This is a genomic window from Acidovorax temperans, assembly GCF_028596105.1.
Classification (GTDB): domain Bacteria; phylum Pseudomonadota; class Gammaproteobacteria; order Burkholderiales; family Burkholderiaceae_C; genus Acidovorax; species Acidovorax temperans.
On sequence record NZ_CP117193.1, the window covers coordinates 1,487,809 to 1,506,975 of the forward strand.

At 64.0% G+C, this 19,167-nt stretch carries 20 protein-coding genes; 5 read left to right on the top strand and 15 right to left on the bottom strand.

From position 1 onward, the window contains the following. The first annotated feature begins 48 nt into the window (after positions 1-48). Positions 49-825 (top strand): SDR family oxidoreductase, encoded by a 777-nt coding sequence (locus PQV96_RS07040; protein ID WP_273624890.1) that lies wholly within the window; start codon positions 49-51, stop codon positions 823-825. Position 826: 1 nt separating this feature from the next. Continuing rightward, the gene (locus PQV96_RS07045) at positions 827-1,255 is read left to right on the top strand and encodes a dihydroneopterin aldolase (protein WP_273624891.1); all 429 of its coding nucleotides are present in this window, start codon (positions 827-829) and stop codon (positions 1,253-1,255) included. Here the strand turns inward: PQV96_RS07045 and PQV96_RS07050 are convergent. The 8 genes from PQV96_RS07050 to PQV96_RS07085 all read right to left on the bottom strand — a co-directional run bounded on the left by PQV96_RS07050 (position 1,249) and on the right by PQV96_RS07085 (position 9,136). Then, positions 1,249-2,475, bottom strand: coding sequence for an MFS transporter (locus PQV96_RS07050; protein WP_273624892.1), 1,227 nt, complete (start codon positions 2,473-2,475; stop codon positions 1,249-1,251). The two genes, PQV96_RS07045 and PQV96_RS07050, sit on opposite strands and share 7 nt — an antisense overlap. Before the next feature lie 55 nt (positions 2,476-2,530). Beyond that, positions 2,531-3,367 carry an SDR family NAD(P)-dependent oxidoreductase gene (locus PQV96_RS07055; protein WP_060987164.1) on the bottom strand — a complete coding sequence of 279 codons (837 nt, stop codon included), beginning with the start codon at positions 3,365-3,367 and terminating at the stop codon, positions 2,531-2,533. Then, a complete protein-coding gene (locus tag PQV96_RS07060) occupies positions 3,364-3,789 on the bottom strand; it encodes a hypothetical protein (RefSeq protein ID WP_063460654.1) in 426 nt (141 codons plus the stop codon). Before PQV96_RS07060 ends, PQV96_RS07055 begins: the two co-directional genes overlap by 4 nt. A 259-nt stretch (positions 3,790-4,048) precedes the next feature. After that, positions 4,049-4,399, bottom strand: coding sequence for a nuclear transport factor 2 family protein (locus PQV96_RS07065; protein WP_060987163.1), 351 nt, complete (start codon positions 4,397-4,399; stop codon positions 4,049-4,051). 15 nt (positions 4,400-4,414) lie between these two features. Next, positions 4,415-5,446: a hypothetical protein gene (locus PQV96_RS07070; RefSeq protein ID WP_060987162.1), complete on the bottom strand. Its 1,032-nt coding sequence runs from the start codon at positions 5,444-5,446 to the stop codon at positions 4,415-4,417. Positions 5,447-5,466: 20 nt separating this feature from the next. Then, the gene (locus PQV96_RS07075; RefSeq protein ID WP_060987161.1) at positions 5,467-6,756 is read right to left on the bottom strand and encodes a cytochrome P450; all 1,290 of its coding nucleotides are present in this window, start codon (positions 6,754-6,756) and stop codon (positions 5,467-5,469) included. 47 nt (positions 6,757-6,803) lie between these two features. Beyond that, entirely contained in the window at positions 6,804-8,381 is a 1,578-nt protein-coding gene (locus PQV96_RS07080) for a phytoene desaturase family protein (protein WP_273624893.1), read from the bottom strand. A 29-nt stretch (positions 8,382-8,410) separates the two neighbouring features. Then, complete coding sequence (locus PQV96_RS07085) at positions 8,411-9,136, bottom strand: TetR/AcrR family transcriptional regulator (protein ID WP_063460653.1); 726 nt, start codon at positions 9,134-9,136, stop codon at positions 8,411-8,413. Positions 9,137-9,473: 337 nt separating this feature from the next. On the opposite strand from PQV96_RS07085, the gene PQV96_RS07090 reads away from it, so the two are divergent. From PQV96_RS07090 to PQV96_RS07100, 3 genes are read left to right on the top strand one after another with little or no spacing between them, the layout of a single operon-like run. Then, positions 9,474-10,745, top strand: coding sequence for a cytochrome P450 (locus tag PQV96_RS07090; protein ID WP_063460652.1), 1,272 nt, complete (start codon positions 9,474-9,476; stop codon positions 10,743-10,745). 10 nt (positions 10,746-10,755) lie between these two features. Then, positions 10,756-11,742 carry a Bug family tripartite tricarboxylate transporter substrate binding protein gene (locus tag PQV96_RS07095; RefSeq protein ID WP_273624894.1) on the top strand — a complete coding sequence of 329 codons (987 nt, stop codon included), beginning with the start codon at positions 10,756-10,758 and terminating at the stop codon, positions 11,740-11,742. 10 nt (positions 11,743-11,752) lie between these two features. After that, a complete protein-coding gene (locus PQV96_RS07100; protein WP_142085806.1) occupies positions 11,753-12,532 on the top strand; it encodes an SDR family oxidoreductase in 780 nt (259 codons plus the stop codon). Here the strand turns inward: PQV96_RS07100 and PQV96_RS07105 are convergent. From PQV96_RS07105 to PQV96_RS07135, 7 genes are all read right to left on the bottom strand, one after another. Further along, positions 12,529-12,942, bottom strand: coding sequence for a VOC family protein (locus tag PQV96_RS07105; protein ID WP_063460922.1), 414 nt, complete (start codon positions 12,940-12,942; stop codon positions 12,529-12,531). The genes PQV96_RS07100 and PQV96_RS07105 overlap by 4 nt on opposite strands. A gap of 119 nt (positions 12,943-13,061) precedes the next feature. Further along, the gene (locus tag PQV96_RS07110; protein WP_060987152.1) at positions 13,062-13,382 is read right to left on the bottom strand and encodes a 2Fe-2S iron-sulfur cluster-binding protein; all 321 of its coding nucleotides are present in this window, start codon (positions 13,380-13,382) and stop codon (positions 13,062-13,064) included. Positions 13,383-13,409: 27 nt separating this feature from the next. Beyond that, positions 13,410-14,534 (bottom strand): acyl-CoA dehydrogenase family protein, encoded by a 1,125-nt coding sequence (locus PQV96_RS07115; protein ID WP_063460921.1) that lies wholly within the window; start codon positions 14,532-14,534, stop codon positions 13,410-13,412. A 29-nt stretch (positions 14,535-14,563) separates the two neighbouring features. Beyond that, positions 14,564-15,379: a crotonase/enoyl-CoA hydratase family protein gene (locus tag PQV96_RS07120; protein WP_060987151.1), complete on the bottom strand. Its 816-nt coding sequence runs from the start codon at positions 15,377-15,379 to the stop codon at positions 14,564-14,566. An 11-nt stretch (positions 15,380-15,390) separates the two neighbouring features. Beyond that, a complete protein-coding gene (locus tag PQV96_RS07125; RefSeq protein WP_063460650.1) occupies positions 15,391-16,488 on the bottom strand; it encodes an acyl-CoA dehydrogenase family protein in 1,098 nt (365 codons plus the stop codon). 10 nt (positions 16,489-16,498) lie between these two features. Continuing rightward, positions 16,499-17,668 carry an acyl-CoA dehydrogenase family protein gene (locus PQV96_RS07130; RefSeq protein ID WP_060986061.1) on the bottom strand — a complete coding sequence of 390 codons (1,170 nt, stop codon included), beginning with the start codon at positions 17,666-17,668 and terminating at the stop codon, positions 16,499-16,501. 39 nt (positions 17,669-17,707) lie between these two features. Continuing rightward, positions 17,708-19,015 carry an amidohydrolase family protein gene (locus PQV96_RS07135; protein ID WP_060986060.1) on the bottom strand — a complete coding sequence of 436 codons (1,308 nt, stop codon included), beginning with the start codon at positions 19,013-19,015 and terminating at the stop codon, positions 17,708-17,710. Between the last annotated feature and the right edge of the window lie 152 nt (positions 19,016-19,167).

Below are 19,167 nucleotides of genomic sequence, written 5' to 3' on the forward strand. Positions count from 1 at the left end.
CGGCCCGCCGCTTTTCTGCCTGGTATTTTTTATTGAGAGCCTGAACCGATGTCCCGTTCTGTCGTGCTTGTTACCGGCGGTGCTCGCCGCATTGGACGCGTGATCGCGCTTGATCTGGCTGCGGCTGGATGGAACGTGGCGATCACCTACCGGCACTCGTCGGAGGAAGCTCAGGACACGCTCAGGGAACTGCGCCGCAGTGAAGGACAAGCGGAAGCGCTCTACGCCGACTTGAGCGATGAGACCGGTTGCCGAGCGCTGGTGCCCGAGGTGGTGAGGCGATTCGGCCGCATCGATGCCGTGGTGAACAATGCGTCCGTTTTCGAGTACGACAACGCCGAGACCTGCGGATTGGCGGCGATGGAGCTTCACTGGAAGGCCAACACCGCGCCCGCCATCTTGCTGGCGCAGGCCTTGTACCAGCATCTGCTGGATACCGGGAGGACAGGGTGCGTGGTGAATCTGCTCGACCAGAAGCTGTGGAACCCGAACCCTGACTATTTTTCCTACACCCTGTCCAAGGCGGCGCTGGAAGCAGCCACAAAAATGTTGGCCATGGCCATGGCGCCGTGCTTGCGCGTAGGAGGTGTGGCCCCGGGGCTCGCCCTGCTGTCCGGGCCGATGAACGAGCGGGAGTTCGAGTTGGGCCAACGGCTCAATCCGCTGGGGCGAAGCTCCCCGCCGGAGGATATCGCCGACGCGGTCCGCTTCCTGCTGACATTCCCGGCTTCGACAGGCTCCACCATCCTTGTCGATGGAGGCCAGCACCTGACTCGCCAGCCGCGCGACGTGATGTTCCTGGCACGCGAGATGGGAGCCCGCTGAAATGTCCAACACCCTTCTGACTCCTGCATTGGCGCGGTGTCGCCGCCTTTTCCTGCGCAACCATGTAGTGGACATCAACATCGGGGCGCATGCCTTCGAGCAGGGTCATCCGCAGCGTGTGCGTATCAATGTGGATCTGTACGTTCCCCTGGCGTGCAGCACACCGGTGGATGACGATCTGGGGGAGGTCGTGGACTACGATTTCGTGCGTGAGGCGGTTCGGGAGCGCGTGGGCCGCGGGCATATCCAGCTTCAGGAGACGCTGGCGGATGATCTGCTGCGCGCGCTGCTCGCGCATCCCAAGGTACTGGCAGCACGCGTCTCGACCGAGAAACCCGATGTCTACCCCGACTGCGACGCGGTCGGCGTCGAGGTGTTTGCATTCAAGGACGGCGTGACTGCTGGCACCCTGGGGCCGCAAGCTCAGTGACGGGCGCGCTCTTCCAGGCTGGCGCCACGGGTCCACAGCAGTAGCAGCAGGCTGGCAATCGCCGATGCCGCCAGGGATGCACCCACCGAGGTGCGTTCCGCGATGGTGCCCCACAGAATGGCCCCCGCCGCGCTGCCGCCCATGATGCTCATCTGGTAGATCGCCATGCCCCTTGCGCGCAAGGTGGCCGGCAATGCCAATTGCGCGCACATGGTGAGCGTGTTGGCCACACACAGCCAGACCGCACCGGACAGGGCGAGCGCTGGCGCGAGCGTCCACGCGCTGGGCGCCCAAACTGCGCCCAGCGTGGCCAGCGCGTGCAGCCACACGCCCCCATCGATGATCCGGTTGCGCGCCGCCAGTGCCGGGAGGCGGGGCAGGGCCATGGCGGCGAGCACGGCCCCCGCGCCCATGGAGGCCAGCAGGGTGGTGTAGGTGGTTTCGTTGGCGCCGATGTCCTTGGCGACCAGGGGCAGCAAGGCCACCAGCGCCACGGCCTGGGTGAAGAAGATGAAAGCGCGGAACAGCACCGCCCGCAGTATGGGAGAGGTCCGGGCATGGCTCACGCCATCGCGCATGGCCTGCAGCAGGCGCGGGCGTTCGGCGGGGGGAACATGGGGGGCAATGGGAGCGCGCCAGATCAGTACGCCGGCCAATATGGACAGCACGGCGTTGAGTGCGAACACCATCGCCGTTCCCTGCCAGGCCAGGACGATGCCCGCGACGATAGGGCCCAGCACTCGCGTCAGGTTGATGGCCAGGGCGTTGAGGGTCAGGGCAGAGGCAAGCAGGCGCCGCTCCACCAGGTCCGGCACTAGGGCCGAGAACACCGGAAACCGCAACGCCAGTCCAACGCCATTGAGCAGGCACAGCAGCAACAGCGTTCCTGGGGTCAGGGCATCGATGCCTGCGAGCGCCGCCAGCACGGCCGCCACAACGGCGATCCAGGCTTGCGCCACGGCGAGAAAACGCCTGCGGTTGAGCAGGTCGGCCAGCGCGCCGCTGGCCAGGCCCAGCACGAACAGCGGCAAGGTGCCGGCCGCCTGTACCCAGGCCACCCACGCGGGACTGTCGGTGAGCTGGGCCATGCGCCAGGCGGCGGTTACCTCGTGCATCCACATGGTCATGTTGCCGGACAGCCAGGCCAGCCACAGGTAACGGAAGCCCGACCCTCGGAACGGGGCGAGCAGCGAGTCGGCGTCGGCGGGGGTGTGTGGCATCAGGCCGATTTGTCCAACGCCTTGCGCCAGCCGCTATGGAAGAGGTTCACGTGGTTCAACTGCTCTTCTTGGACTTGGCCATGTCGACGAGGTCGGCCATGGTCGGGTTGTGCGCCAGCATGCCGCCGTCGGCGATGTACGTCTGCCCGTTGATGTAGCGCGCCTCGCCTGAGGCCAGGAAACACACCAGCGCTGCGATGTCCTCAGGCTCGCCGAACTCGGGCACCAGTAGGTGGCGCTGCATTACGTCGATCACGCTCGCGGCCGCGCCACGCGTGCCGGGAGTGAGCACCAGGCCGGGCGCGACGGCATTGCAGCGCACGCCCTGGGCGCCATGGTGGGTGGCAATCTGGCGGGTCAGGCCGATGATGGCTGCCTTCGACACGCTGTAGGCCATGCGCGTGATGTCGCCCGAGAAGCCGCCGGTCGACGCGGTGTTCACGATCGCGCCACCGCCTTGGGCGATCATGGTCGGCAGCGCGTACTTGCAACCCGCCAGGTAGCCGCGCAGGTTCACGGCCATGACCTGATCCCAGACCTCGAATTCGATGTCGATGGCGTTCTTGTCCTTGGCATGGATGACCGGAGAACTCAATGCGGCATTGTTATGCAGCACGTCCAGTCGCCCGAAGCGCTCGACCGTGCCCTGAACGAGTCGCTCGATGCTTCGCACGTCTGCGGCGTCGAAGACCTGCGCACTGGCACGTGGGCCCAGCTCCGAAGCCAGCGCTGCGGCCCGTTCGGCGTTGACGTCGGCCACGACCACGGTGGCGCCTTCGGCGACGAGGCGACGGCAGGTGGCCTCGCCGATGCCGGAAGCGCCACCGGTGACGATGGCAACCTGGTCCTTGAAGCGGCCCACGTGGGGGCCGGGAAGCGCGGGCTTGCTCATGGGGTGTCCTGCGACGGGGTGGCGGCGAAGCCGCGGAACTGTTCCAGGTTCACGACGGCATCCTCCGGAGGCTTGAGGAAGTAGCGCACGTGCAGGCTGCCGGGACCGAACCGGTAGGTCTCGATGCTCTCGATCACTTGGTTCGTGCCGAGGATGCAGTTGCGGTGGTGCACAGCGGCCTCGTTGCCGTTGATGATGGTGCTCACGACCTCTAGGCGGAACTGGTGGTTGTGCTTGTCGTACATCTCTTCGATGACGAGCCAACCATCGGCCTGCTGCGTGCGGCCCACGTATTCGATGTCGAGGAGGTCTGGGGCCGCTTCGCGGTACAGGGCCAGCAGGCCGGCCTTGTCGTGGTTGTTCCAGCAGCGGACCTGGCCGCTCATGAAGCGCTTGATCTGTTCTGAAGGGATCTGATGCATGGTGATTTATCTTTGTGAAGGCAGCACTCATGTCGGCAGCCCATGGAAACGGGATGAGGTCGCAATGATTTCCGGGATCTGCAGTTTCGGCAGAGCACTTTCGCTATAGGCCCAGCGGGCAACCGTCACGCGCGGCTAACGGTCTGCCTCGCAGGGGCTCAAGCACCGGCCGTGTTGTTGCTCGTTCAGCGATGGCGGCAGAGCTGCGGAGCGCGCTTGCCAAGGCTTTCGGGTCGGGTGCAGGGCATCTTTCACTGCTTCAAGGCTGGTGAATGAAATAGCGCACGGTCAGCCTGCCATTGTCGAAGTGGTATAGCTCGATGGTCTCGATGGTCAGCGAATTGCCCCGCACCTTGTTCCGGTTGTGGCATGCGACCTCGCTCCCATTGATGATCAGGGCCACTTCTTCGATCTCGATCTTGGAATTTTGCTGCGCCCACATGCCTTCCAGGATCGTCCAGCCTTCGGCCGCAGGACCTCGACCGACATACTCGATTTGTAGGCTCTCGGGCGCTACGGAGCGGTAGGCAGCGAAGAAGCCTTCCTTGTCGCCGGCGTTCCAGGCCCGCACCTGGGCGTGCAGGAAGTGTTCGATGGTGGTTTTGTCCATGACATGGTCTCCAGTTCAGATTTCGGTGCCACGGACGTTGCGTGCCGTGCCATTGCGCTTGTCGCTTTCGCCCCAGGCCATCCAGCGGTCGGGCTCGCGCGTATCGCCTACCCGGCGCCATCGCCCTTCCTGCTGGGCTGTGATGGGAAAACCGCCCACGAAGTCGAGCATCCGGCCTTTGGGGTCGGGCAGGAACTCCCATTCCTCTTTGCCTTCCAGGATGATGCGCGCGTCCTCGGCGAACCAGCCGTCCTTTTCATGGCGTACCGTGCCTTCGATATCCGTGGTGCAGCGAACTTCGCCCTTTTCGTTCTGGACAATGGCGTAGCCCAGTTTGTCGTGGCCGACCAGGAAGGAGCCGACATCCCAGCTCCCGTCCTTGTAGATCGTGGCAAAGTTCCACCAGATGACATGCATCTTGTTGTTGACGACCAGGTCCTTGTGCATGTGGATGGCGCCGCCTTCCGCCATCCAGGCCTGGTCCAGGGAAATCATGCCCTTGACCTTTCTGCCCTCGCAGGTGCCCTGCACGTCGTAGAGCTGTGCGACGTAGAAGGTGCCCCAGTCCACCCCGGGCAAATACCACTGCATGCCATTGCCGATGAGTTGGCCGGTGAGGTCGAGCAAGCCTTCTTCCCGCCAACTGAACCCGGTGCCAGAGGCGGTCAGCCGCCAGGGCTGACCGGGATCCTCTGGATGGCTGGACCACCAGGCGGTGTCGCCATCGAGCCCGCGTGCGGGAAACAGGGTGAGCGCTCTGGGGGCGATCTTTTCCTTGTCGATGCGGATGTTCTGGCCATCCAGGCGGGTGCTCTGGTAGATGAACTTGGTGGGGTTGGGCGTGCTGTCCGGCGCGTTGAGAGCCCGCACCACCGAGTAGATGTGGCCTTCATCGTCGCGCACGCTGCCAAACGGCATGTGCTTGGTGAGCTTGAGGCCGAAGTGGTCGCGCAGATCAGCCAGCCTGGCGCCGCTGACCTTTTGCGGGCCGACCAGGCATTGGTAGGCGAAGTCGGAGCGCTCGGGGATCGTATCGAAGGTTCGCATGATCGGAGGGGCCTTCCTGATCAATCCCAGATGACGTGCACGCTCTTGGCCCCGCGCAGATGGGCGCCTTCGATTTTGGGCGCGGGTTGCTCGGGGTCGAGCCGCACGTTGGGCATGAGGTCCAGAATCCCGTTGATCGCGCAGTTCAGTTCGAGCTTGGCCACGAACTGGCCAATGCACATGTGCGGGCCAAAGCCGAAGCCGAACGACGGCTTCTGGCGTCGATCGATGTCGAACACGTCGGGATTCTCGAAGGCGCTTTCGTCGCGGTTGGCCGAGGCGACCATGCACTGGACGAAGGAGCCCTTGGGGATCGTCACGTCACCGATCTGTACGTCGGCGGAAGTCTCGCGCACCTTGAACGTGGAGGAGGGCTCGAAACGCACGGCTTCGTCGATCAGCTTGGGCACCAGATTGCGGTCGTTGCGCACGCGGTCGAGCAGGCCGGGGATGGTCAGCAGGAACGTCATCGCCGCACTGAAGGTTCGTGTGGTGGTCTCACCGGCAGCGGGCAGCAGCGAGCGGGCGAAGGTCGCGACCTCGTGGTCGTCGAGCTTGTGGCCCTCGTATTCGGCGTTCATCAGGCGGGTAATGAGGTCATCGCCCGTTGCACCTTCGGCGCGGCGCCGCTGGACCTGCTCCATGAGCGCGTCGTACAGGCTCTTGACCGCAATGGCGGCGACTCGGCGGCCTTCCTCGGCCTTGGCTTTGTCAAGCTGGTTGGCCGCCAGCATCGATAGCGCCCAGACTGCATATTGGTTGTACTGATCGGGGTTGTCTTCCGGGAAGCCTACGAGGGCATACATGGCACGCACCGGAAAGTTCAGGCCCATTTCCATGAGGTCGGCTTTCTTGTCGGGCAGCAGAGGCATGATGAAATCCTCGCGCGCGACGCGGTCGATCTTCGGGCGCCACTTGTTCACGTTCTCCGGCATGAACGCCGGCTGCAGCAGGGCGCGCACCTTGCGGTGGGCCTCGCCGTCCATGCCCAGGATCATCAGGCCATCCCACACCTTGCCCATGCCTTCGAGGATGAATCCGCTGGTGAAGGTGTTGGCGTCTTTGAGCACATTCATCACGTCTTGATACTGGAACACGGCGTAGGTCGGACGGGTCTGCAACCCGGCGTTGGTCGGAACCCCAAGGAACTTGGCAATGAAGTCGCCTTCGTAGACGCGTGTGGTCTTGCGCATCTCGCGGCAGGCGGCATACAGGTCGTCCGTTTTGCCGCGATAGAGGTCGGACACGCTGGCATAGGCCGCTTCGAGCTTCTGGGCGTTCTCGGTGGTGGTTTTGGTCGTGGTATTCATGGAGCGTCTCCTTTAGGGATGGATATGGGAAAGTGGGGATAACGGACTTACTTCAGATAGCGTTTCACGCGGCCAGCGGCTATGCGGCCCGGCAGCCCATTGATGCCACCGCCGGGATGGATGCCGGCGCCGCCGAAGAACAGCCCCTTCACCGGCAACGTGTCGCCGCCGAGCCCGAAGGCCGGCCGCATGAGCCCTGTGCGCGAGGCACCGGTGTCGATGTGCACCACGCAGCCGTTGGGAACATTCAGCCGACTGGCGAAGTCGGGTGCTGCTTCGGCGCGGCGGCCAATCTCCTGTGACTTGAGCCCTGGCAGGTACGCGTCCGTTTGGTCGATGACCCTTTGTGTCACCGGGGCACGGATGGCATCCCATCCTTCGCGTGGTTCGAGGGGCATGGCGATCGGATACAGGTAGGCGATGTCCTGGCCTTCGGGGGCCTGCGTGGGGTCCACGGCACTCGGTGCCGTGGCCCACAGATAGGGCAGTCGGGAGACATCGCCACGCGCTGCGCATTTGAAGTTGTCGAGCACCGCTTCCACGGTGCCGATCAGCAGCACGCTCTTGCGAAGACTCAGTCCGTCGGCGCGCAAGGCTTCGTGGCGGCTGGCGCGAACCTGGCCGCGAAGTGCGACGTCGATCTTCATGGGCGAGCCGCCGTGGGCATTGGCTGGCGCCAGATCGACCCGCGTCAGGTAGCGGCGTTCTATGGCGCCAGGTGTCACCATATTCAGGGCAATCTTGGGGTGCACCGCCGCGACAACGCTGCGTGACTCGAGCACTTCGCCGCTGGCAAGCCGGACGCCCTGGGTTTGACCGCCACGGGCCACGATCTCAGCAGCAGGAGCATTGAGCCGAATCTCGCCCCCCAGTTCCGTCAGGCGGGCCGCCAGGGCGTCAGACAGAGTCTGCATGCCTCCCACGGCGCGGCCCAGGCCGAAGCGCTGGATGAAACCCAGCAGCGCGAAATAGACCCCGGTACCCTCGCCTGTGATAGGGCCGGCGGCACCCAGCAGGCAGCACAGGGCGGATTGCGTGACCGGGTGCTCGAACCGTTCCATGATGGAGGTGTAGGCGGGGCTTTTCATCAAGCCCATGAGTTCCGGCCTGAGGTGCCGGTTCTTGATCAGCACCTTGAGCGCCTGCCATTTCGCTCCTAGGTTCATCTGCGCGGGATCGACCCGCATCATGGGGATCGCCAAGTCGATGAAGGTGTTTACCAGTTGCATCAGGGCCAGGAACTCCGTGGCGTCTGCCGTGCTGAAACGGCGGATCTCAGCGGCGGTCTGCTCCGCGCTGCGGCCGAATACGAGTGAGTTGCCATCCGGATGCAGATAGACATAGCCAGGCTCCATTTCGGTCTGACGAAAGCCGTGGCGCTCCAACTGGAGCTCCTGCGGCATCATGGGATGCACGCGCAGAGACATCAGATCGAGGGCGCAGGGGTGCACCAGATGATTTGGGGCTTCGGGTATCAGATAGCCGGAGGAGGCCATGCCACCGACCTTGCCGAGGGATTCGACGACGATGACCTTGCGGCCCTCGGCGGCGAGATAGCAGGCGCTGGCCAGCCCGTTGTGGCCTGCGCCGATGACGATGGCGTCATAGAGAGGTGTAGTGCTCATACAGATTCCTGGAAAAGAAGAGGGCGGGCTTAGGCGGGCGCGACTGGCTTCCACCAATGCAAGTGTTCGGACGCATCCTGGAGCCGCTGCCAGGCGATGGCCACGGCGATCCTGGCCGCCGGGAGCTTCATGCCCAGGCCGAGCAGGATCATGACCACGGTCTCGCGGATGCAGGCCCCATTGAGCTGTCCCGTACGGGAGATGCGCCGAGCCCCTTCGACACTGGTGCCTATCACCAGATCGAAGGCGGCCTCGATCGAGTCGAACTGGAAGACGCCTTGCTCGCGTCCATAGTTCAGGCTGCGGAAAGCCAATTGGCGGCGCGGATCGTCGCCGTTGATGCGATCGACCAAGTCCGCATGCGAAACTATGGCGCCGTGGGCAGGATCCATCGCCGCACGGGCCAGCGCCATCAACGGGCCCGTGGCGAGCATCACTGCGCCGTCATCCAGGGGCTCGAACAGGCGTTCGAAACTCTGCAGCATTTCGCTCGCTGTGGTGCGGCCGATCTCCGCAAGAACTTCGTCCAGCGTGTCGAAGTATTTATAGAAAGTGCCGCGGGAGACATTGGCCGCACGGATCACGTCATCGATCACGGGGCGGCGTTTTCCCGCGTTCTTGCGGTAGGCGTCCATGGTGGCCGCAATCAGGCGTTCGCGCATGCGCTCGCGCCGCTCCCGCGCCACCCGGCGGCGGTGATCACCCAAGGGATGTTGATCCTTTATGGGGTCGATCGGAGGCAGATGCGCGTCCATGATCGGGCGGCCTACAGCGCATTCATCGAGGTATTGGCCATCCGAGAGGGTTCTGTCAACCTGCCTCGCCGCTCCGGCCACACGGCCAGTGCTTTCGCCGACTCCTTGGGCCTTTGGACGGCGAGCCTCAGAGAGAGGCGGGCTTGAGGAATGGTTGCTCATGAAATGATTGAACACTTTTTTTGATTGTGATCATATGTTCATCGAAGTGACATAGGTGTTTACTATGTGCCTTCACGGGTTTACGAGTTATTTGATATGTGTTAAATGATGCACAATTCGAAAAAATGTCTATAAATCACCGAGCGCGATGCAAAGTTTGCGAAGGAAACCTGCGATGACCAGCACCAGAACTTCATCCCTCGAACGGGCATTTGCGGGGGTCGCGGACAACTACCGCGGATCCGACGTCGATCTCCATGCGGTCTACGCCGCCATGCGCCGAAATTCCCCCGTGGTGGCGGAAAACTTCATGGCCGGGCTCGGTGTGCCCAATATCGCGGGCCAAGATGCGAACCGTCCGACGTTCACGGTCTTCAAGTACCGTGACGTGATGGCGGTGCTTCGGGATCCGACCCGCTTTACCAGTGGCTTCATCGCGGAAGGCCTGGGCGCTTTTTTTGACGGCTTGATCCTGACAGGGATGGACGGAGAGGAGCACCGCCGGGCACGGGCACTGCTGCAACCGGTCTTCATGCCCGACGTGGTCACCCGGTGGAAGCCTAAGATGGACGCCATCATTCGCGATGAATACCTGCTGCCGCTGGTAGCCTGCAAGCGCGCTGACCTGATGGACTTCGCGCTGCACTTTCCCATCCGACTGATCTATTCGCTGATCGGTTTTCCGGAAAATGATCCAGAGCGCATCCACCAGGTCGCCGCCTGGGCCCTGGCCATCCTCGCGGGACCCCAGGTCGACCCGGAAAAGGCAGCCCGGGCGCGCGGAGCGGCCATGGAGGCCGCCAAGATGCTCTATGACGCAGTCAAGGAAGCGGTGGTTCAGGTGCGGGCCGAAGGCGCGACGGGGGAGGATTTGATCAGCAGGCTGATTCGCGCTGAGTACGAGGGCCGCCAGTTGGACGACCATGAGATCTCGACCTTCGTGCGCTCGCTGCTGCCGGCCGCCGGTGAGACCACCACGCGCACCTTCGGGTCGCTGCTGGTATTGCTGCTGGAGCGGCCGGAACTGCTCGAGCGTGTGCGGAATGATCGCGCGCTGGTCGGCAAGGCGATCGACGAAGCGGTTCGGTTCGAGCCCGTCGCGACATTCAAGGTGCGCCAGGCGGCTGAGGATCTGGAGATCGGTGGCGCGCAGATCCCGAAGGGCGCGATGGTGCAGGCGATCGTGATGTCGGCCAATCGTGATGAGGAGGCCTTCGAGCAGGCCGATCGGTTCGACATCGACCGCAAGCCCAAGCCCTCGTTCGGCTTTGGCTTCGGTCCGCACATGTGCATCGGCCAGTTCATCGCCAAGACCGAGATGCAGGTGGCGCTCAATGCCGTGCTGGATCTATTGCCCAACCTGCGGCTGGACCCTGCGAGGCCCGCTCCCCGGATCTCCGGGGCCCAGTTGCGTGGCCCCCATGAAGTGCACGTGGTGTGGGACTGAAGGAGTTCCCATGAAGAACCCGTTCCAGATGTCTCGTCGCCGTTGGCTGCTCGTGAGTGCGGCCGGCATTGCTTCCAATCCGCTTGCTGCCCAGGATGCCTTTCCTCGCCGGCCCGTGAACCTGGTGGTACCTTTTCCGCCTGGAGGCCTTGCCGACAGCGTGGCGCGGCAGTTCGCACCGTCGCTGGAGCGGGTGCTTGGCCAGCCCGTGGTGGTTCAGAACCGCGCGGGCGCGGCCGGTGCGATCGGCGCGGCCGCCGTCGCCAGCGCCAAGCCTGACGGCTATTCGATCCTCTTCACGCTGTCGAGCTTGTCAACCTTGCCTGAGCAAGCCCAAGTCAACCAGCAAAAGCCGGCATTCCTGCTGAGCCAGCTCAAGCCGGTGGCGCGCATCAGCACCGATCCGCTCGCTATCGTGGTGAGGGCCGATAGCCCTCTGCAAACCTTGAGCGAACTGATGGTCCGTGCGCGTTCGCGGCCCGGCGAGATGAGCTATGGCTCGTCAGGGAACTATGGCACCGTGCACATTCCGGTGGAGATCTTTGCCCATGAGGCCGGGCTCAAGCTCAACCACATCCCCTATGCGGGAGGCGCGCCCCTGATGGTGGGGCTGCTTGGCGGCCAGGTCGATTTCACGATGTTGCCGCGTTCCTTGATCGCTTCCCATGTCCGGGCGGGTAAGCTGCGCGTCCTGGCCACCGTGGGGGCGGAGGCGTGGCCACAGTTCCCGTCCGCTCCAAGCACCGAGGCCTCGGGACTGAACGTGGGCGTGCTGCCGTGGACGGGGGCTTTCGTACCGTTTGACGTGTCACCGACCGTGATGGAGCGGTTGCAGTCGGCGTTTCGCATCGCCGCCGAGAATCCCGAATTCAAGCAAGCGTTGCTCAAGGCAGAGGGAACTCCCGCTTACCTCGACGCGGACGAGTTCCGGGCATTCTGGAGTCAGGACGCTGCACGCATGAACCAGGCGGTTCGGCGCATGGGCAAGCTCGAATAGGAAGTGACCGATGGATCTGGGCATCGCTGGCCGCAAGGCCATCATTTGCGCTTCTTCGAGAGGACTCGGGAAGGCATGCGCCTTGGCGCTCGCGCGGGAAGGCTGCATGGTGGTCATCAATGGCCGCAATGCGCAGGCGCTGCATGCAGCCGCTGCGGAGATCGCGGCGGTGTCGGGCCAGCCTCCGGTCGCCGTCATGGGGGATGTCGGCACCGATGCGGGGCGCGCCGCGCTGCTGGCCGCCTGTCCGTCCCCTGACATCTTGGTGACCAACAACGGCGGGCCAGCGCCAGGCGAAGCCGGGCAATGGGACCACGCAACGTGGATCGCGGCCGTCGAGAGCAACATGCTCAGCGGCATTTTGCTGATCCAGGCGGTGGTGCCCGGGATGCGGGAGCGCCGCTTCGGGCGCATCGTCAACATCACGTCGGCCATGGTGAAATCGCCGAAGCTGATGCTCGGACTCTCGACGGCCTCGCGAGCGGGCCTGACCGCCTTCTCGAAGGCCATGTCCAACGAGGTGGTGCGGGACAATGTCACCATCAACAACCTGCTGCCCGAACGCATCGAGACCGACCGCATCGCATACATGACTGGGCAACTGGCCCAGCGCAGGCAGATTTCCCAAGAGCAAGCCCGCGCGGAGTTGCTCAAACCGGTCGCTGCCAGGCGGTTTGGGCGACCTGAGGAGTTCGCGGATGCTTGCGCTTTCCTGTGCTCGGCCCAGGCGGGCTACATCAGTGGCCAGAATCTGCAGGTCGACGGCGGCAGCTATGAAGGCCTGATCTAGCGGCGGCTGCTGGAAAGTGTTTTCCAGTCTTTGGGCGGGGCTTCGGTTTCGGCGAAGTCCAGTTCGACTTCAACGCCATTGGGATCGGAGAAAAACAGTTGCCATGTCCTGACCGATCCTGGCGCACGGATGAGTCGCAGCCCCACATTGTGCGAACGCAAGGTGGCGGCGGTCTCCTGCAATCCCTCGGCCCAATAGGCCATGTGATCGAGCGCGCCACGACGGGGCATAGGCATTCGATCCACAGCGACCACATGCAGGATGGGCTGATTCCCCGCATAGAGCCATAACCCCGGAATCGGAAATGGAGGGCGCGGGCCCTCGCGCATGCCGAGCAGATCCACGTAGAAAGCCCGCGTCGCTTCCAACTGATCCGTCACGATGGTGAAGTGGTCTGGGCGCTTGATCATGATGCTTCCCTTTCGCATGCGGGCCGTCTGGCGGGACGCGGGGAGATGGGCGTGCAGTGCACGAAGCGGTGGCGAGTTGGTGGGGGGCGCTCCGCACCGGGCTCCCCCGTGCCCGCCCGCTACTGCGCCGCGGGCAAGCGCACCACCATACCATCCAGGGCCGCCGTGACCATGATCTGGCACGACAGCCGACTGTGGGGCTGACGGGGCTCGCCTGTGCAGTCCAGCATGGCATCTTCGGTATCGTCGATAGAGCTGAGCTGCTCGGCCCAGGGTTGCTCGACGTATACGTGGCAGGTCGCGCATTGGCAGGCGCCGCCGCAGTCGGCGTTCATGCCTGGAAGCCCATTGGCGAGCGCGGCTTGCATGACGCTGGTGCCTTCGGCCACGTCCAGCTCGGTACGTTTGCCATCGGGTGTGACATAGATGATTTGCGGCATGGGGTCTCCTTAAAATTGAATCGGTAATCAGAGCGATCGGCTGATGATTTCTTTCATGATTTCACTGGTTCCGCCGTAAATGCGCGCCACTCGGGCATCGACCCAGGCGCGGCTGATCATGTACTCGCTCATGAAGCCGTAGCCCCCGTGCAGTTGCAGCAGTTCGTCCAGGATCTTGCCCTGCATTTCGGAGCCCATGAGCTTGCACATGGCACCGACTTCCGCGCTGAGTTCTCCACGCATCGCCTTGGCCAGGCAGTCGTCGACGAACACGCGCAGCATGGTGGCCTGGGCCTTGCATTCGGCGAGCTTGAATTTGGTGTTCTGGAAGTCGAACACTGTCTTGCCGAACACCTTGCGGTCGCGGGTGTACTGGATCGTCTGTTCGATGAGCGAGTCGATCGATGCGGCCGCGCGGATGCCGATGATGGTGCGTTCCCAGGCCAGTTGGTGGGTCAGGTACTTGAAGCCCTGGCCTTCTTCGCCGAGCCGGTTTGCCATCGGAACCGAGACGTTGTCGAAGAAGAGCTCCGACGTGTCCTGGCCCTTGAGTCCGATTTTTTCGAGCCTGCGGCCCTTGGAAAAACCAGGTTGGTCGGTTTCGACGCAGATTAGCGTCAGCTCCTTGGCTGCCGGATCCAGCTTGGTGGCCGTCACGGCCAGATCCGCGTTGCCCCCGTTGGTGATGAAGGTCTTCTGGCCGTTGATGGTATAGATGTCTTCGCCGCGCACGGCGGTGGTGCGCATGCTGCGCAGGTCGCTGCCTATACCGGGCTCGCTCATTGCGATCACGCCAATCGTCTCGCCGCTCACCATCTTGGGCAGCCACCGCTGTTTCTGCTCTTCCGTGCCGTAGGCCACGATATAGGGCGCGACGATTTCCGAGTGTGTGGTGAATCCGACCGCGGTGGCGTTGACCCGCGCAAGTTCTTCGATCATCACGGCCGAATGGCCGAAATCGCCGCCCGCGCCGCCGTACGCTTCAGGGACGGTGGAGCACAGCAGGCCGGCTTCGCCAGCCTTGAGCCAGACGCTCTTGGGCACGATACCCTCGGCCTCCCAGGCGTGCAGGTGGGGCACGATCTCACGTTCAATGAAGCGGCGGGCCTGTTCGCGGAACTGCTCGTGGTCTTCTCGGAATACGGGGCGCATGGAAATGTCCTGGTTCTGGGGGCTCGCCATCAGCGTCCGGTGAACTGCGCGGGGCGCTTGTCCAGAAAGGCGTTGACGGCTTCGAGGTGGTCTTCGGTGTGGTGGGACAACGCTTGGTAAGCCGATGAGAGCTCCAGCAGCGTGTCAAGGCGCACATGCTGGCCTTCGCGCAGCAGGCGCTTGGTTAACCGAAGCGCATGCGACGGGTTGAGGGCGATGCGCTGGGCGAGCGCCTGTGCCTGGCCCAGCAACTGGTCGGCGGGAAAAACGTCGGCAACCAGGCCCCAGGACAGCGCCTTGGCGGCATCGATGGTGTCGCCGGTGAAGGCCAGGAGGCTGGCCTTGGGCATGCCGATCACGCGCGGCAGCAGCCAGGCGCCACCGTCCCCGGGCACGATGCCGACCTTGACGAAGCTCTCCGCGAACAGGGCCTTGTCACTCGCAATCCGGATGTCGCACATGCAGGCCAGATCCAGGCCCGCGCCAATCGCAGGACCATTCACCGCTGCGATCACCGGCACGTCGAGCTCGTAGAGCGCGAGGGGAATGCGCTGGATGGTGTCGCGGTAACTGTCGCGCACCTCGTAGGGGCTGCCCGCGAAAATGCCGCCGCGCTGCTGCATGTCCTTCACATTGCCGCCAGCGCAGAAAGCACTGCCTTCGCCGGTCAGCACCAGGGCCTTGATGCTGTGGTCTGCACGAATCTGGCGGCACAGGGCCACCAGTTCATCCATGTGCGCGGGATCGGTCAGGGCGTTGCGCGTCTCGGGACGGTTCAACCGGGCGGTCAGCACGGGGCCGTCGCGTTCGATCAGCAAGAAGGGGGTAGGGCTTTGTTCGCTCATGGGGTGGGAATTCATGTGGAGGACAGGGCTGCCAGGCGGCCACTGGTTACGGCAGGCCACAGCGAGGCAGAGCCGCCTTGGGCGACGGCCCTTCCCAGCCGCTGTGTCCAGTGCCCCTGGTTGCCGAACTCGCTGCGCCAGGCCCAGAGCCGGCGGGTGCCCAACTGCAGCGCATGCTCGTGCGTAAAGCCGATGGCGCCGTGCACTGCATGGGCCATGGCGGCCACCGCACCGGCGGCTTCTGCGCCGCAGACCTTGGCCGCGGCAATCTGCCAGGCCGCCAGTTGGCTGCCCGATTCCGCGAAGGCGGCCTCGGCGCTGACGAGCGCGCTGCCCGTGTGCTGAGCCATCTGCGCCAACTGGTGCTGAATGGCCTGAAATGCGCTGATGGGCTTGCCGAACTGAACCCGCTCGGTGGCGTAGCGGGTGCTCAGATCCAGCGTGGTTTCGAGGGCTCCGGCCATCTGGGCCGTGCGCAGCATGGCCCCTCCCCACCAGATCACATCGTCGGGCCAATCGGCGGGGACATCCGCGATCGCGATGGGCGTGGTGTTCTTGAAGCTGAGGTCGTCCCGCGGCTCGCCGGCGGTGTTCTGCTTGGTGCTCACTTCCGCGTCGCGGCGCGACAGCAGGATCAACGTCGTTCGTTCGCCGGGGACGAGAGCGACGACGTGCTCCACATCGCGCCCCCAGGGTACGTCGCACAGCGTGCCTGTGACGAGGGTTTCCGCAGGCGCAACCCAGGGTGCGTCGAAGAAAGCTCCTTTTGCGGCATGGTTGAGCGACAGCGTGCTGCGCATGGAGATGCCCAGCGGTTCATTGCGGGCCTCGATCCCGCACTGGCCCAGCAACCAGTTCGCGAACATGGTCTCGGGCAGGGGCAGGGGCAGATTGTGGCGTCCTGCAGCCTTCACGACCCCGTACAGGTCTTCCCAGGAGGCGCCAGCGCCGCCCAGGTGTTCCGGCGCGGCGGCCACAGCGAACCCGGATGATTCGAGGGCTGCCCACAGGTCGGCCGGCCAGTGGCCCGCCTCGCAGTGGCGGATCAGTTCCGGGGTGACGAGATCGGCCAGCAGCCGCTCGATGGTGGATTCAAACAATTCACGCATGCTTGTGTTCTCAACGCAGCCCGAGACCGCGGGCGATGATGCCGCGCAGGATTTCGCGTGTGCCACCACGCAGCGAGAAAGAAGGTGCCATCTGCATCAAGGCCGCCAGCACTTGCGCATGGTCACTGCCCCCGCCGACGGCGGGCGCCACATCGAGCACCTGTTGGGCGAGTTCAGGGATCTCCTGCTCAAACGCAGCACCCAGATCCTTCAGGCAGGAGGCCGCCCAGGCGGGGTTGCCTCCTGCGGCCAACTCGGCCGTGACCGCCAGCGACATCTGGCGCAGCACGACAAGGCGCGCGCTCAGGCGACCCACGGCATGGGCCTGCAGGGCATCCGGTTGTGCTCCGACGGCGTCGATCAGCGTGTGCAGCAGCGCCATGCTGCTCAGGAAACGCTCTGGCCCGCTGCGCTCGAAGGCGAGTTCCGCGGTGACTTGTTCCCAGCCCTGGCCTTCGGTGCCGATCAAGGCATCGGCATCCAGGCGGACGTCGTCGAGGTAGACCTCGTTGAAGTGTTCACCGCCCGCCAGGTCACGGATCGGGCGCACCGTGACGCCGGCGGCCTTCAGGTCAATGATGAACTGCGACATGCCTTCATGGCGCGCAGCCTTCTCGCCCGTAGCAGCACCCGTGCGCACCAGGGCGATCATGTATTGCGCGTGGTGGGCATTGGTGGTCCAGACCTTCTGGCCGCTCAGCCGCCAGCTGCCATCGCCCGCCGCTTCATCACGCACCGCGCGGCTGCGGATCGAAGCGAGGTCCGAGCCCGAGTTGGGCTCGCTCATGCCGATGCAGAAATAGACCTCGCCCTTGCAGATCCCAGGCAAGTACTTCTGGCGCTGGGCTTCCGTGCCATAGCGCAGGATCAGGGGGCCGCTCTGGCGGTCGGCGATCCAGTGGGCGGAGACGGGGGCCCCGGCCGCCAGCAGCTCTTCGATCACGACATAGCGCGCCCAAGGGCTGGCGTCGTGGCCGCCATACTGGTGTGGCAAGGTCATGCCAAGCCAGCCGCGGCACCCCAATTCCCGGCTGAAGGCCGGGTCGGCGCCCATCCACGAGTCCGCGCGGCGCAGGGCGCTCCGATCCTTGAGTGCGGTGGCGAGAAAGCGCCTCACCTCGGCCCGGAGCGGCTCGACGTCTGCGGGGATGCGGTGGTATTGGAAAGATGCAAGCGCCATAGGGTACGGCCGGTTTCCTGGGTTGATGCCGATGGCGGGTTACAAGGCGGTCTGGGCGTCGGCGGCGGCAAACATCTTGTTGATGTCGCCCGAGGTGACCGGACGCTCCGGGTCACGGAGCGGAGCCGCGCCACCCATGCCGCAGGCCGGCTCGATGCTCACGTGCTTGGCCTGCGCCTTCAGCGCGCCGACGGTGCAGTTTTCGCGGCCCAGGATGGCGAAGGGGTCGTAGGAGAACTCGCGCATCGCATTCAGGTGCGTGATCTTGTTGATGACCTCGTCGCTCAGGTGCTGAGATTGCTTCCAGAACACGTTGGCGGATTCCGGCCATGTGCAGTCGGAGTGCGGGTAGTCGCATTCCCAGGTGACCTTGTCGACATTGATGAAGTCCAGATTGCGCAGGCCGAACTCGTCCTCGATGAAGCAGGTGATGATGTGCTCGTTGAAGACGTCGCTGGGCTTCTTGCCGCCAAAGTTGGAGTTGGTCCAGGCGTTGTGGTGGTTGTGGGTGAAGTTGGCGCGTTCAAGCAGGTAGGGGATCCAGCCGATGCCGCCTTCGGACAGGGCCATACGCAGCTTGGGGAATTTCTTCCACATGGGGGCCCAGATCCAGTCGGCGGCGGAGTTGGAGATGGAGATGGGCATCGACGTGATCCAGGCATCGATCGGCGACTCGTCGGATGCATGGGCCGCTTTGACGCCGGTGCCGATGTGGCAGCAGATCACCACGTCGTTGTCCGCGCATGCCTTCCACAGGGGATCCCAGTAGCTGTTGTGGATGGACGGGTACCCATGCACGGTAGGGTTGTCGGAGAACGTGAGGGCATGCACACCCTGCTTGGCCAGGCGCTGGACTTCCGCCGCCGCCGCCTGCATGTCGAACCAAGGAGCCATCATCAAGGGAATGAAGCGGCCCGGTGCAGCGTTGCACCAATCGTGCAGATGCCAGTCGTTGTAGGCCTGGATGGCTGCGAGCGAGACACCGCGGTCTTCGTAGCTCTGAAACCGCTGTCCCGCAAAACCCGGGAAGGTCGGGAAGCAGATCGAACCCAGAACGCCATTGGCATTCATGTCATCGACACGGGCCTTGATGTCCCAAGTGCCGCGGCGCATCTGTTCGTAGCCCAGCGGCTCCATGCCGTATTCCTCTTTGGGGCGGCCGACCACCGAGTTCAGGCCCATGTAGCCCGTGGCTTTTTCCTCGAACACCCAGACGTCGCGACCTTTGTGGTTCTCGACGCGGGGCTCGCGCCCCTTGTACTTCGCGGGCATATGGCGGGCGAATGCATTGGGTGGCTCGATGGCGTGATCGTCAACGCTGACGAGGATGAGATCTTCCAGTTTCATCTTGTCTCCAGAGGGTGAGGCGATGGGGCTTGGCTCGGGGTGGCCGAACCAACGGCATAGGGTGGGATGCTAGATCAAATACTGTACAGATTCAAGAATAATGTTCATATTTGGCAAGGAATACATGCGATTCTAGGGAATACCACTAGCCG